General features: G+C 70.2%; 10 protein-coding genes. 5 read left to right on the top strand and 5 right to left on the bottom strand.

The genetic code is table 11. The features are described from left to right. Positions 1-90: 90 nt before the first annotated feature. Complete coding sequence (locus tag GIY23_RS01245; protein ID WP_154074977.1) at positions 91-1,449, bottom strand: IniB N-terminal domain-containing protein; 1,359 nt, start codon at positions 1,447-1,449, stop codon at positions 91-93. Positions 1,450-1,787: 338 nt separating this feature from the next. Between GIY23_RS01245 and GIY23_RS01250 the strand changes: the two genes are divergently transcribed. Together GIY23_RS01250 and GIY23_RS01255 are read left to right on the top strand one after the other, a co-directional pair. Then, positions 1,788-3,176, top strand: a complete 1,389-nt coding sequence (locus GIY23_RS01250; RefSeq protein ID WP_154074978.1) for an Hsp70 family protein — start codon at positions 1,788-1,790, stop codon at positions 3,174-3,176. A 57-nt stretch (positions 3,177-3,233) separates the two neighbouring features. Further along, positions 3,234-5,729 carry a helix-turn-helix domain-containing protein gene (locus tag GIY23_RS01255; protein ID WP_154074979.1) on the top strand — a complete coding sequence of 832 codons (2,496 nt, stop codon included), beginning with the start codon at positions 3,234-3,236 and terminating at the stop codon, positions 5,727-5,729. A gap of 83 nt (positions 5,730-5,812) precedes the next feature. On the opposite strand, the gene GIY23_RS01260 is transcribed toward GIY23_RS01255, so the two are convergent. Beyond that, on the bottom strand, positions 5,813-6,880 hold the full coding sequence (locus GIY23_RS01260; RefSeq protein ID WP_154074980.1) for an alpha/beta hydrolase: 1,068 nt from the start codon (positions 6,878-6,880) through the stop codon (positions 5,813-5,815). A 188-nt stretch (positions 6,881-7,068) separates the two neighbouring features. On the opposite strand from GIY23_RS01260, the gene GIY23_RS01265 reads away from it, so the two are divergent. Both GIY23_RS01265 and GIY23_RS01270 read left to right on the top strand, forming a co-directional pair. After that, positions 7,069-7,626: an NADPH-dependent FMN reductase gene (locus GIY23_RS01265; protein ID WP_154074981.1), complete on the top strand. Its 558-nt coding sequence runs from the start codon at positions 7,069-7,071 to the stop codon at positions 7,624-7,626. A 106-nt stretch (positions 7,627-7,732) separates the two neighbouring features. Beyond that, entirely contained in the window at positions 7,733-8,233 is a 501-nt protein-coding gene (locus GIY23_RS01270; protein ID WP_154074982.1) for a Dps family protein, read from the top strand. 211 nt (positions 8,234-8,444) lie between these two features. Here the strand turns inward: GIY23_RS01270 and GIY23_RS01275 are convergent, their stop codons facing one another. Beyond that, entirely contained in the window at positions 8,445-9,509 is a 1,065-nt protein-coding gene (locus GIY23_RS01275; RefSeq protein WP_154074983.1) for an NADH:flavin oxidoreductase/NADH oxidase, read from the bottom strand. A gap of 152 nt (positions 9,510-9,661) precedes the next feature. On the opposite strand from GIY23_RS01275, the gene GIY23_RS01280 reads away from it, so the two are divergent. Next, positions 9,662-10,408 (top strand): Crp/Fnr family transcriptional regulator, encoded by a 747-nt coding sequence (locus GIY23_RS01280; protein WP_187351981.1) that lies wholly within the window; start codon positions 9,662-9,664, stop codon positions 10,406-10,408. On the opposite strand, the gene GIY23_RS01285 is transcribed toward GIY23_RS01280, so the two are convergent. Together GIY23_RS01285 and GIY23_RS01290 are read right to left on the bottom strand one after the other, a co-directional pair. Next, the gene (locus GIY23_RS01285; RefSeq protein WP_154074985.1) at positions 10,353-12,194 is read right to left on the bottom strand and encodes a S9 family peptidase; all 1,842 of its coding nucleotides are present in this window, start codon (positions 12,192-12,194) and stop codon (positions 10,353-10,355) included. The two genes, GIY23_RS01280 and GIY23_RS01285, sit on opposite strands and share 56 nt — an antisense overlap. 131 nt (positions 12,195-12,325) lie before the next feature. Then, entirely contained in the window at positions 12,326-13,675 is a 1,350-nt protein-coding gene (locus GIY23_RS01290) for a DUF2252 domain-containing protein (RefSeq protein ID WP_154074986.1), read from the bottom strand. Positions 13,676-13,874: the final 199 nt, after the last annotated feature.

The raw sequence follows: 13,874 nt of genomic DNA on the forward strand, positions 1-13,874 counted from the left end.
CGGCCCGATCAGGGAACGAGCACGCCGGATACCGACGTGGTCAGCGCCGGAATGCGCGCCAGGCGTGTCGTGTCAGGTCGTCGGCTCCGTTCAGAGCAGGCCGTCGACGCCCAGGCCCTCGGTGGCGCCGGTGAGGTGGTTGACCTCGTCGACGGTGCCACCGACCAAGCCGTTGACCGCGTCGGCCGGACCGGCCTCCGGGATCGAGACGTCTTCCTGCGGCAGCGCCTCGGCCACCTCGTTGACGACCGGGACGTCCTCGGTCGGCAGGGCTTCGGTGACCGGCGCGACGGCCGGACCCGCGACGCTGCCGACCGTGTTGACGGCCTCGCCCGCGACCGGGACCTCGCCCGCGACGCCGCCTGCGAGCTCGGTGACGCCCTCGACGTCCTCAGCGCCGCCCGCGAGGTCGGTCACGCCGCCGACGGCACCGGTGGCGGTTCCCGCGACGTCGCCCGCGACCGGGATGTCGCCCGCGACGCCGCCTGCGAGGTCCGTGACGCCGTTCAGGTCGGCGGCACCGCCCGCGAGGTCGGTGACCCCCTTGAGGTCCGCTTCGCCGCCGGCCAGGCCGGTGGCGGTGTCGGCGACGTCGCCTACGGCCGGGACGCCGCCTACGGCCGGGACGCCGCCGCTGATGAGGTCGGTGGACCCGCCCGCGAGGTCGGTGGTCTCACTGGCGAGACCGGTCACGTCGGTGGCGAGGTCGGCGACGCCGGTGCCCTCGGCCGCACCCGAGGCCATGCCTGCCGCGCCCGCGGCGACACCGACGGCGGTGTCGAGGGTGCCCGTGGCGAGGTTGGTGGAGGCGTCGACGGTGTTGTCGAAGGAGTCGGTCATCTGGGTGACGGTGCCGTAGGTCACGTCGCCGACCGTGCTAGCCACGCTGCTGACCGCGTCGCCCGAGCCGCCGTCGATGTTGATGAAGTCGTGGGCGTTGATGAAGTTCTGCGAGTCCTGCAGGTCGTGGTTGTGGTCGTGGTTCTGGTCCGTGCCCACGTTGATGTTGCCGAACCCGTTGCCGGTGGCGTTGTTCTCGCTCGCCGACTGCGGGGTCAGCAGGCTGTCGACGTCGCCCGCCGAGGTGAAGTCGGTAACGAGGTCGGTGACGTTGTTGAGCATGCTCGGTTCTACTCCCAGCTCGAACTGTTCCAGTTGGTTGATCGCGACGTGGTGTGTGCTCGTGGCGAACTGCTCGACGCTGGTCTGAAGCGCTCGTCCGTATTCCTCGGCGACGTCGACGGGGGTGTGGTCGAGCGCGAGCGACGTTGCCTGCAGCACATCGGTCGTCGTCATGTCCCCGAGGCCCGCCTGGTGCAGCGACGCGCTCGGGTCAGCCTCGAACGCCGTGCGAGCGTCGGGATCGCTCACGAGACGGCTGAGGAACTCGTGCACCGTCGGCTCACCGGTGGGGTGCGCGCCGGGGGCACTCGGTGTTCCAGGGCTCATGGGCAGTGACCGTAGATCAAGACGGCCCCCGGGCAATCGGGCGTGACTCCTAGTCGTCTACTTCTCTATTAGGGGGTGCACCTAGTGCGCCACACGGGGAATCCCCTACCCATCGGTACGCGACAGATCGTCCACGTTAGGTTGTCCCCAGTCACCCGGAAGACTGGCAATGCCGTACCGGTCGCCGTGCGATCAGTGGCTGCCGACGCGTCGTCGCCGGTCACCGGTAAGCCGGTGCGGCTGACCGTGCCGAGCCGACTCGCAGAGCCGGGCCTGCTGAGCCGGACGCAGCAGGACGGAACGCAGCCATGGCCCGGTGAGAGGAGCCGCAAGTACCGATGCCGTACGTGCTGGGGATCCACGTCGGGGGGACCGTGACCTCCGCCGCGGTCGCCCGGCGCGAGGGCGGTCGCTGGGGCAGCCCCGCTCCCGTCGGTCTCGCCGCGCAGTCACCGACGTTGCCGACCGTGCTCTGCCGGGTCCAGGACGGGTCGTTCGTCGCGGGCCACGACGCCGAACGTCAGGAACTGCATCATCACGAGTGGGTGGTCCGGGGTTTCACCCGCGCCGTCGGCGACGAGGTCCCGCTGCTCGTCGGGGACGACTTCGTGGCCGCTCACGAGCTGGTCGCGACGATGATCGAGTGGGTCGCCGACCTCGTCGCCCACCGTCAAGGCCATCCCCCCGAACACGTCGCCGTCGCCCACCCCGCGACCTGGGGGCCGTACCGGGCCCATCTCGTGCACCAGGCGCTCGGCAGGCTCGGGATCGGTGACGTGACGCTAGTGCCGGAGCCGGTCGCGGTCGGTCTCGACTACGCCGACCGACAGGGACTCGACGACTCGGACGCGATCGCGGTCGCCAGTCTCGGCGGAACCTCGGTCGACGTGACCGTGCTGCGGCGGCGGGAGCCTGGCTTCGACGTGCTCGGTTCGTCGTTGAGTGCCGATCACCTCAGCGGGGCCGTCCTCGACGACGAGGTCGTCACGTTCGTGCGATCCGGTGCGGGTGTCGAGCTCGACGAACTCGACACCGAGAACCTGCGGGTCCGCTCCGATCTGTTCGGGCTGCGGACGGCGTGCGTCAGGGCGAAGGAGATCCTCTCGCACCAGCCGGAGACGACCGTTCCCGTCGAGCTCGGCGAGCATCGCGCGCAGGTACAGCTGACGCGGTCCCGCTACGAACAACTGGCCCGGCCGCACCTGGAGCGGCTGCCGGACCTGCTCTCCCAGGCGGTGCAGTCGGTGGCGTTGCAGTCCGAGGACCTCGCGGCCGTCGTCCTCGCAGGCGGTTCGGCCCGAACACCGCTGCTACGGCAGCTCGTCGGCCAGAAGCTGAGCACCGCCCCGCGGGTGGACGTCGCTCCCGAGCTGGTGGCCGCGCGTGGCGCCGCGGTCTCGGCGGTCACGGCTGTGTCGACGGAGACCGACGAGGACAGCGCGGCCGAGCCGGGAGTCGTGATCGAGCGACCCGACGAGCTCGATCTCGCGGGCAGGCTCGAACCGCCGCCCGCCGACGATCCGCCGGAGCCGATCACCCGGCCGCCGGTGAAGGTGGAACCGATGCACCTGGACCCGCCCGCGCGCAATCCCCGAGTCATGCGCATGATCACGCTGTCGGTCGCCGCGGTGCTGATCGTCATCGGACTCGTCCTCACGGTCATGCACTACCAGGACGGCGGAATGGGCTGGTCGCCGTCCGGGCCGGGACTGTTGTCGACCGGCTGAGCCGACGACCGGCAGGCCGCACCTGAACCGCACACCGTTCGAGCTCACGAAGGACTCATGGACCATCGGACAGCGCCCCAGCGAGACGTCCCGTCCGGGGCGTCGCCCGCGCTGATGCGGCAGGCCGTGGCGAACGACCCGAACGCCGCGATCCAGGTCGCTATCCAGGGCGCGGGCGGGTACGGCAAGACGGCGCTGTTGGTGGCGCTGGCCGGCATCTATCGCGATGCCGGGGTCACCGTGGTCAACGGCGCCGCCCAGCGGCTCGACACGGTGAGCGAGGACGTCGCCGTCGTCGTCGACGACGCACACCGCGCCACGGACCGGACGTTGCACGAGCTGGCGGAGTTGGCTCGCCGCCCCTCGGCGCGGCTTTTCGTCACGTACCGGCCGTGGCCGCGGCGCCCGGCGCTGACCGCGCTCGTGGAGGAGCTCGGGCGCTCGCGACCTCCGCTGCTGCTGGGTGCTTTGGGGCCGGCGGAGGTCGCCCGGCACGCCCGGAACGTGCTGGGGGAGTCGGTGCACGCCGACTCAGTGGAGCGGTTGCTCGCTCGGACGGGCGGGGTGCCGAGGCTCGTGACGCGCGTCCTGGCCGGTGTACGAGGCGGCGGTGCCGGACGATTGCCGGCGTCCGTGCTCGACCAGTTCCAGCACGACATGGAACAACTCGGTGAGCACGGCCGCGCGTGCCTGACGGCGATGGCGGCGGGCGCGGCCGCGCACCCGGAACTGCTGGCGCCGCTGCTCGACCTCGACCACTCCGAGGTGGCGGACGGGCTCAACGCCGTCCGGGCGGGCGGACTCACCGATCAGTCGGACGCGTTGCTGCCGGTGGCGCGGGAAGCCGCCGCCGCCTTGACACCGCTGGATCGCAGGCTCGCCGTGCTCCGGCGCATGGTGGAAACCGCGGTGCAGCGGGGCCGTCCGGTGTTGGACCTGGTGCGACCGCTGCTCGACAGGGACGTCGCTCCGGTCGCGGGACCGCTCATGGCGGAGGCGTTCGAGCAGGCGGGGGACGAGGCAATGCAGGCAGCTCCCGCCATCGCAGGCCGCTGCTACCGCGCCGCCGTCGAGGCGGGCGCGCGGCCGGAGCGCCTCACGGCGCGTCGCGCCCGGGCGGCGGCCGAGACGGTAGCGTTCGACGACGCGCTGCGGCTGGCCGACGAGGTCCTGGTCGGGGAGTCCACTTCGGATCGTGGGCTGGGGGCTCAGGTGGCCGCGACGGTGCTGGCTCACCGGGGGCTGCTCAGGCGATCGGCCGCGCTGTGCGAGTGGTCGACGCGCGGCGCCCGATGGCCCGGCGATCAGGCTTTCGCGGTCGTCGGCTTGCTCGGAACCGGGCGTCCGGCCGATGCCAAGGAGCTGCTGAACCAGCGGGAGGACGGTCCGCCCACGTCGCTGTCGGGTGCGACGGCCGAACTCGCGAGCGGGATGCAGGAGTCGGTCGCCGGGTCGGCCGTGACCTCGGTGTCCACTTTGGCGCGTTCCGCGTCGCTCGCCGAACCGGCGGGCAAGAGCGTGCTCCTGCCGGACTCGCCCGCGGCGGTCGCCGCGATCGTGGCGATGCACTGTGGCGAGTTCGACGCGGCGGAGTCCGTGCTCTCCCGGGGAATCGAAGCCGGAACCGGAGGTTCGCTGCTGGTGAACCGGCAACGGCTGCTCCTGGCGTGGGTGGCGCTGGTGCGCGGGGACACGGTCACCGCGCGGGCGCGCTGGGACTTGATCCCGGACGGCGCGTGCGAACAGCCGCGAGACCGCCTTCTCGCCACGGCGTTGGAGGCTGGAATCGCCAGCCGGGACAATCACATCCCCGCTCTCAACGCCGTGCGTGGACGTATCCGGCAGGTGGTCGCCGAGCACCACGTCGACCTGTTCACCCTGCTGCCGTTGGGAGAGCTCGTCATGGCGGCCGCACGGTTGCGCGACCACGAGTGGCTCGAACCGCACCGGCGCGACGCCTTCACACTCCTCGACGACCTCGACAGTCCTCCCCTGTGGACCGGGCTGTTGGCGTGGCGGTGCCTGCACGCGAGCATGGTGCTCGACGACCTCGACGCCGTGCGTCACTACGCGGACGTGCTCGACGCGACCGCACAGCACAATCCGATGGCCTCGGCGATGAGTGTGGGGGCGGCCACGTGGGTGCGCGTACTGGCCGGGAAGGTCGACGAACCCGAAGTCTCCGAGGCCGCACGAGGACTGCACGCGGCCGGGCTCGTCGCCGACGCCGCCCAACTAGCCGGTCAGGCGGCGCTGCGCACGACGGACCGGCAGGCGATGCTGTCGCTGCTGGAACGCGCGCGCACTCTGCAGGGCAAGCCGACCCGGCCCCGCGCGGTCGGCGGTGCGGGTGCCGGGGACGAGGCGGTGCTCAGCGCCCGGGAGAAAGAGGTCGCCGAACTCGTCGTCGCGGGGCACACCTACAAGCAGGTCGGACAGAAGCTGTTCATCTCGGCCAAGACCGTCGAGCACCACATCGGCCGGATGAAGCAACGCCTCGGCTGCGCAGGCCGCGAAGAGCTGCTCCAACGACTCCGCGATCTCCTCACCTGACTAGAGAGGTGGCAAATTCGCGCGAATTTGCCACCTCTCTATCCACAGGGGGCGGAGTTGTCCACAGCCCGTCGTCGCCGGACTCAGCGGAGTTGCAGCGCGGCGCGCAGGGTCGCGGCGACCTCGACCATCGCCTCGTGGAAGCGACCACCGGCCAACCGGAGATTGGCGAAGCCGTGGATGAGGTCGGCGAACCGGCGATGCACCACCCGGACGTCGGACTGCCGCAGCCGCCGCACGTACTCCTCACCCTCGTCGCGCAGCGGATCGAACCCGGCCGTGACGACGTGCGCCGGGGGGAGATCGGTGAGGTCCTCGGCGAGCAGCACCGACAGCAGGAGATCGCCACGCCGGGCTCCCTCCGGTTCGTAGTGGCCCATGAACCAGTCCATGTCCTCGTCGGTGAGCAGGAACCCGTTCGAGAACAGCTCACGGGACTGCCGGCGGGTCGTGGCGTCCACCACCGGATACAGCAACAGCTGGAACTTCGGCGCGGTCGTGTCGTTTCGGGTCGTGTGGTGGGCGACCACGGCGGCGAGGTTGCCGCCCGCGCTGTCGCCCCCGACGGAGATCCGCTCGCGTGTGGTGCCGAGTTCGTCGGCGTGCTCGACCGCGTGGCGGAACGCGGCGAGCGCGTCCTCGGCCGCGGCGGGGAACGGGTTCTCCGGTGCGAGCCGGTAATCCACCGACAGGACCCGGACATCCGCCCGGGTGGCGAGGAATCGGCACAGGTCGTCGTGGCTGTCGAGGTCGCCGATGACCCAGCCGCCGCCGTGGTAGAAGACGAGCAGGTCACTCGTGTCGGTCACGGAGTGCGGCCGGTACAGCCTGGTCGGCAGCGAACCGCTCGGGGTCGGAACGTGACGTTCGGTGATCTCGACGTCGGTGATCGGGGTGTGTCCGAGCAGCTCGGCGCTGCGGCGCATGAGCGCCCGGGACGCGCCGACGTCACTGCCCGTCAGTCCTGTCTGGCCGGAGAGCTGCTGCAACCGCAGCAACAGTTGTGCGTCCAGCGCGAGTTCCTGGCCGTCGACGACGATCGGCGCGCGCGCCAGTGCCCGTTTGACGCCGTGGGGCAGGCCCAGCACGCAGCGCAGGACGGTTCCTTCCACCGTGGTCGAACGCGCGACCGACGTCAGTGTCTGCAGCATCTGCCCACCTCCTGTGCTCTCGTTCACCTCGAAGCTACCCGTTGGTAATCGGTGACACGAGCCACGGTCGGTCACATTGACCTCGACCGCACTTCAAGTCGTAGCGTCCGAGCCGAGGACAGCCGGTGACCGGTGGAACTCCGCACACACCGAGGACAACCCCGACCGGGGATGGAAGGATCGTGAGAATGACGGTGACCGTGGTGGGAATCGGCGGATCGGTCCGCGCCGACTCGCAGTCCGAGCGCGCGCTGCACGCGACACTCGCCGGCGCCCGGGACGCGGGCGCGAAGGTCCACGCCATCACCGGCTCCGCACTCGTGTTGCCCTTCTACGACCCGCACGTGCTCGAACGCACCGAAGTGGCGCGGGAGCTCGTGGACGCGCTCCGCGAGGCCGACGGGGTGCTGCTGTCCTCGCCCGGCTACCACGGCACCGTGTCCGGACTGGTCAAGAACGCCCTGGACTACGTCGAGGACCTCCGTCTCGACGAGCGCCCGTACCTCGACGGGCGCGGCGTCGGGTGCATCGGCATCGCCCACGGCTGGCAGGCGTCGGTCACCACACTGCAGGCGCTGCGCTCAGTGGTGCACTCGTTGCGCGGGTGGCCGACACCGCTCGGTGCCGCGGTGAACTCCGTCGAAACCGAGCTCGGGCCCGGCGGGTCGTGCACCGACCGGAAGGTGGAGTCCACCTTGCGCACCATCGGTGAGCAGGTGGTCGAGTTCGCTTCCGGTCGCGGCTGACCGGCTGTGTTGAGAAACTCCGGACTGGGTATCCGCGTGGTGTTGGACCGTGCCGGGTCCGACCGCACTGTGTGCTGTGTAGCCCTGTCCGGAGGGAGCGAGCGAAATGGCCAAGAAGTCGGCTGCGAAGTCCCCGATCACGAGTTCGTTGAGTGATGCCGACCGGGACATCACCGGCAAGGCGCTGCAGGCGACTCTGGTCGATCTCATCGACCTGCACCTGGTGGCCAAGCAGGCGCACTGGAACGTGGTGGGCCGGTTCTTCCGAGACGTGCACCTGCAGCTCGACGAGTTGGTGACCGCGGCCCGTGATTTCGCCGACAACGTCGCCGAACGGACCGCCGCACTCGGGGTGACGCCGGACGGCCGGGCGCGCACGGTCGCCGACGGCTCGGGGCTGGGCTCGTTCGAATCCGGATGGCGCCAGGACGAGCAGGTCGTCGAGGCGATCACCGCGAACCTCGGCGAGATCGTGCGGCGGCTGCGCGCACGCATCGACGAACTCGACAAGACCGACCTGGTCAGTCAGGACCTGCTCATCGGGATCGCCTCGAAGTTCGAGGAGGCCCACTGGATGTGGCAAGCCCAACTGGCGAAGAGCTCCTGACGGAAGGTTTTGCGTGGGTGGTCGGGTGGCGGAACCTCTCCCGCCCTCCTCGCTGCGGGATCGATTTCTTGAGTAGCGGCCTACGCTGCGAAATCGCTGTCCTCGCGAGGAGGGCGCTGAGAACCTGCGGGTGGTCCGGCTGCGTACGTGGTTTACCCGCCTTCGCAGGCCCGCCACACAACCGCCTACGTAGATCAGGCTGCGTACCTTCTCAGTGGGGCCGGGCGCGTTGGTATTGGACGGGCCAGAGGTTGTCCGTGCGGAGTTTGTCCGCCGCGTGCAGCACCCAGCGCGGGTCGCGTAGCAGTTCACGCGCCAGCAGTACCGCATCGGCCGAGCCGGACGAGACGATCTCTTCCGCCTGCTCGGGCGAGGTGATCAGGCCGACCGCGCCCGTCGCTACCTCGGCCTCCGAGCGGATCTGCCGGGCGAACCGCACCTGGTAACCGGACGAGACCGGGATCGTCGCGTCCGGCACGGCGCCGCCGGTCGAGGCGTCGACCAGGTCCACCCCGCGCTCGGCGAGCAGCCTCGCCAGCCGGGCAGAGTCGTCGCCGGTCCAGCCGCCGTCGACCCAGTCGGTCGCGGAAATCCGTGCGAACAGTGGGCGGTCCTGCGGCCACACCGCGCGAACAGCCTCGGCGATCTCCAACGCGAGCCGGGCACGGTTCTCGAACGAGCCGCCGTAGCGGTCGGTGCGGTCGTTCACCAGCGGGGACAGGAACTGGTGCACGAGGTAGCCGTGTGCGAAGTGCAGTTCGACCACGTCGAACCCGGCCTCGTCCGAACGCTGTGCGGCTTCGGCGAATCGGGCGGGCAGCGCGGCCACCTCGTCGGTGTCCAGCGCACGGGGCGCGGGAGCGTCACCGAACGACTGGGCGGTCGAACTCACCGTCTCCCAGCCGCCCTCCGCGACCGGAATTCCGTGTCCGCCGTCCCAGGGGACCGCCGACGACGCCTTGCGTCCCGCGTGGCCGAGCTGGATGCCCGCAGCCGCGCCTTGTGCCCGCACGAACTCGGTGATCCGGCGCCACGCGGCGACCTGCTCGTCGTTCCACAGGCCGGTGTCCCCGGCCGAGATCCGTCCTTCCGGAGTCACGGCCGTCGCTTCGGCGATCACCAGACCGGCCCCGCCGGTGGCGAACTGGCCGAGGTGCACCAGGTGCCAGTCGGTCGGCACGCCGTCGGTGGCGGAGTACTGGCACATGGGGGAGACCCAGGCGCGGTTGCGGATCGGCAGGGAACGCAGTTTGAGGGGTTCGAACAAGTGGCTCACGTTCGGTGGCAACAACGGCCTTCGGGGCCGACATTCCCTGTCCCGGTCCGTGGGACACCAGCGCGCTCGGTTCGCGAGTGACGGGCTCGGAACGGGGTTGCGCTGGCGCGCACACGGTGTGCGGGGATCCCGCTGACGGGGGTGCGATGGGCATGGACGCCGAGGTCACCGCATCGCTGACGAGGAGTCATCTGGCAGGCGTGCCCTTCGCAGCGCTCGAGCGGCTCACCAGCGGATCGACCGACCTCCAGCTGGCACCCGGCACGGTCTTCGCACCCGCGGCCCACGCAGCCGAGTACTGCTACCTGCTGGTACGCGGTCTCATCCGGAGCTTCCTGTTGTCCCCGGAGGGCAGACAGGTCACCGTCCGCTACTCCCAGCCGGGTTCGCTCATCGGGCTCGCGACCCTGTTCTCCAGCGGCCCGATCCCGGCTGGCCTGCAAGCCGTGACCGGCTCGCGAGTACTGCTGTTGGACCCGAAGACGGTCCGATCGCTGGCACGCACCGACGCCCGCGTCGGCCACGCGATGCTCGTCGAACTCAGCGACCGGGTGATCATGTACATGAACACCGTCGGCGAGGTGGTGTTCTCCTCCCTGCACGACCGTGTCCTCGCGCACCTGCTGGACATCGCCGAACTCGGACGGCAGAACTCGGAACTCTCCGCCCGGATCAGCCAACAGGACCTTGCCGACCAGGTCGGCACCGTGCGCGAAGTCGTCGTCCGGATCCTTCGTGAGTTCCGCGCGGCCGGACTGGTCCGCACCGAACGCGACCGCATCGTCGTGCTGGACGTGTCCCGGTGCCGCAGGGAACTCGGCCGCGTTCGACAGGGAAGTCCACTCAGGACAGCCCGACCGTCCGGCGAGCGAAGTGGATCTCGGCCGCGACTTGCCTGAGCGTCTCGGCCACCACGAGCGAGCCGTGTCCGGCGTCGTAGCGGTAGAACTCGAACGGGATCTCCCGCTGTGCCAGTCGATCCAGGTAGTTCAGGATCTGTTGGATCGGGCAGCGCGGGTCGTTGTCTCCCGCCAGCACCAGCACCGGTGCGCGCACCGCGTCCACATAGGTCAGTGGCGAGCATTCCCGGTAAGTGTCCGGAATGTCGTCCGGCGCACCGCCGAACAGAGCCCGGTCGTAGGCGCGCAGCGGTTCCATCTCGTCGGCGTAGGCGGAGACGTAGTCGGCGACCGGGACCCCGGCGACACCACCGGCCCAGCGCCCCGGTTGTGTGCCCATCGCCAACAGGGCCAGGTAGCCACCCCACGAGGCGCCGGCCACGACACTCAGTTCGGCGGTCGTCACTCCTTCGGCGAGCGCCCAGTCGTGGACGTGCGCGACGTCCTCCAGCTCGGTCAGCCCGGGGCGTCCCTCGATGGCGTCCCGCCACGGCGAGCCGTAGCCGGTAGAACCCCGGTAGTTAATCTCCACGACGGCGAAGCCCGCGTCAAGCCACGCCGCCCGGTACGCCGAGAAGCGGTCCTCGTCCGCCGCGTGCGGGCCGCCGTGCAGGTTGAACACCGTCGGCAGCGGCCCGTCCCCAGCGTCCTCCGGCCTCGACACGAGCGCGTGTACCGACTCGTTCGGGCCGTACGGGACCGGCACGAACACGTCCGACACGGGCGAGGAACCCGGCGGGCGCTCACCCGGGGGAGTCAACAACACCTGGTCGGTGCCGTCGTCGGACACCGTCCGCACGAGGCCGGGGGTCGCCGCCGACGACCAGGCGTACTCGACGGACCTGTCCGGCCGCACCGACGCGCCGACGACCGTGCCTGCCGGGGTCGGCAGTTCGGCCAGCTTCCCGGACTCGAGGTCGTAGCGGTACATCGAGGTGCGTGCGTGGTGGGTGTGTGCGATGAGCAGCGACCGGCCGTCCGGGTACCAGTCCGCGGAGACCTCGCCCGGCAGGTCGAGGTGGATCTCCGTCTCCGTGTCGGTGGCGACGTCCCAGATCAGCAGCTCTTCGCGTCCCCTGCGCTCGTGCAGCACCAGCAGCCGCTGGTCGCCCCGGACGGGCGGGAACTCCAGCGCATCGAGGCCCTTGCCCTCGCCGTCCCGCTTCTCGGCGACCGTCGAGCCGTCCGCGACGTCGAGCACACGCAGCGCCGGGTGGCGGCTGTCGCCGTGCTCGGAGTGCGAGAGCACCAGCAACGACTCGTCCCACGACAGCGCCGAGAGCCCGCCGTCCTGCTCGTGGGCGTACACGACCTCGGGCTCGCCGCCCTCGCGCGTGACCCACACGGTCACCCCGTCGTCGGTGGACATGCCGAGGCCGACGACCTTCTCGCCGAGCTCCAGACCCGCCGGGTAGCCGGCGTGGGTGGCGGGCAGCTCACGGACCCGCTCACCGGCGGGGTGGAACGGCTCGCTCACCCAGGAGCCGAACTCGTCGCCGTCGGTGTCGTCGAACCACCACACGCGCTCGCCGTCGGCGGACAACGTGCCGTGGAAGGTGCCGTTCGGACGATCGGTGACCTGCCGGTGCGAGTCCGTGCCCCGGTGCCAGGCGTACAGCTCCCACGTGCCGCTCGCGTTCGACACGTACAGGCTGCGGTCGGGATCGCCGTGGGACCACTGCGGCAGCGAGACCCGGGGGGCGCTGAACCGCGCGCGCCACCGCGCCTCCCGCTCGGGGTCGTCGAACAAGGAGTCCGGGATGATCGCCTTCGGGTAGGTGCTCACACCACGATCCTGCCTGACACGAGGCGTGAAAGGGTGTGTGGGTCTTGGCGTTGGCGCTCGGGTGGCCGGTCTGCGTAAGCAGGGAAATCACATACCCACCGAGCAGGCCCTTCACACACTCATGCGAGGTGTCAGCTCACGCGGGTTGACGTGACGCCGGGGATCTCACCGTTGCGGAACGCGTCGACGAACAGGCGGTGATCGTCGCGGACCACGTCGGCGTAGTCGCGGGCGAAGGCGGACAGCCACCGCACGAAATCCTCGTCCTTGCCGTTCACGGCGTCGGCGATGGCCTGCTCAGTGCTGATGGTGACCAGGTCCTGATCGGAGTCCGCGTCGGAGATGCAGTGCGCCTTGGCCACGGCACGGGCGAGCCGGTCGAGCACCGGCACGATCTCCTCGGGTTCGTTGAGCTCGCCCCAATCGAGGTCGGATTCGTACGGTGAGACCTCGTCGACCACGTAGCCGACCCCACCGAGCTCGGTGTAACCGAGCAGCGGGTCCGCGTGTGCCTGCAGCGCGCGTTGCGACAGCGCGGTGCGCTGGCCGTGGTGGCGGAAGTAGCCGCGGATGTGCTCGTCGGGCACGACCCGCGAGGGGGCGGCGACGTTGCCCTGCTTCATGGACAGCACGATGTCGTTCTCCAGCGCCTCGTTCGGGCCTTCGATGAGGACGCTGTACGCGGGCAGACCCGCGCTGCCGATCCCGAAGCCGCTGCGGCCGACGAGGTCTTTGACCGTGTAGGCGACCTCGGGCATCTTCCGGTGCTGCGGGATCGTGGTCAGGTAGTGCTGGAACGCCTCGCTGACCCGCGCGTACTCGTCGTCGCCGAGCCTGCGCACCCCGACCCCGTCGCGGAACCGCCGGTCGTAACCCTCGGTCTCGGTCATCGAGTCGAGCATTCCTGCCCGGCTGCGCAACCGGGCCTTGCGCAGGATGTGATGCAGGATGCCGTCGGTGGTGTCCAGCCGCAGCGAGAACTCGGACTCCTGCTCGCGGGAAACGAACCGGCGCACCTGGTCGAGATAGGCGTGCGCGGCGCTGCGCACCAGGGTGTCGATCTGCTCGTCGGGGAACGCCTTGCGCCAGCCGAGCAGGGCGATGCTCGCGGCGAAACGCTGCAGGTCCCAGGTGAAATGGCCGAGGTAGGCTTCGTCGAAGTCGTTGAGGTCGAAGATGAGCACACCTTCGGCGTCCATGAAGGTCCCGAAGTTCTCGGCGTGCAGATCGCCCTGGATCCACACCCGGCTGGTGCGCTCGTCGGCCCACGGATCCGGCAGCCGCGCCACGTCGGTGTAGAACAGGCACGCGGTGCCCCGGTAGAACGCCCACGGTGACGCGGCCATCTTGCGGAACTTGGTGCGGAACGCCAGCGGTGCGGCCTCCATCAGGTCGGAGAAGGCTTCGACGAGCGTGTCGATGATGCGCCCGCGCCGCAGGTCCGGATCGTGGACGTCGAGAACGGGGGCAATCTCGTTCATTCTGGTTCCCTTCCAAGTGACCCGTGGTGACCAACGCCACCCTAGTAGCGGCACCGTGCTCGTTGAACGGACTGGGTCCGGAACCGACTGGGAGGGTGCTCTGCCTGGTCATGTACGAGGCGTGCCCTACGGGCACACAGGTCAGTTCCCCCATGCGCCCTCACACGGCGGACTCGTCAGGTCGTCCGTAGGCTGCCTG

The organism is Allosaccharopolyspora coralli (assembly GCF_009664835.1).
In the GTDB taxonomy this organism is placed as follows: domain Bacteria; phylum Actinomycetota; class Actinomycetes; order Mycobacteriales; family Pseudonocardiaceae; genus Allosaccharopolyspora; species Allosaccharopolyspora coralli.

Excerpts from the sequence above, each read along its gene's own strand:
- GIY23_RS01245 (WP_154074977.1), bottom strand. The coding sequence starts at position 1,449 with ATGAGCCCTGGAACACCGAGTGCCCCCGGCGCGCACCCCACCGGTGAG.
- GIY23_RS01250 (WP_154074978.1), top strand. The coding sequence starts at position 1,788 with ATGCCGTACGTGCTGGGGATCCACGTCGGGGGGACCGTGACCTCCGCC.
- GIY23_RS01255 (WP_154074979.1), top strand. The coding sequence starts at position 3,234 with ATGGACCATCGGACAGCGCCCCAGCGAGACGTCCCGTCCGGGGCGTCG.
- GIY23_RS01260 (WP_154074980.1), bottom strand. The coding sequence starts at position 6,880 with ATGCTGCAGACACTGACGTCGGTCGCGCGTTCGACCACGGTGGAAGGA.
- GIY23_RS01265 (WP_154074981.1), top strand. The coding sequence starts at position 7,069 with ATGACGGTGACCGTGGTGGGAATCGGCGGATCGGTCCGCGCCGACTCG.
- GIY23_RS01270 (WP_154074982.1), top strand. The coding sequence starts at position 7,733 with ATGGCCAAGAAGTCGGCTGCGAAGTCCCCGATCACGAGTTCGTTGAGT.
- GIY23_RS01280 (WP_187351981.1), top strand. The coding sequence starts at position 9,662 with ATGGACGCCGAGGTCACCGCATCGCTGACGAGGAGTCATCTGGCAGGC.
- GIY23_RS01290 (WP_154074986.1), bottom strand. The coding sequence starts at position 13,675 with ATGAACGAGATTGCCCCCGTTCTCGACGTCCACGATCCGGACCTGCGG.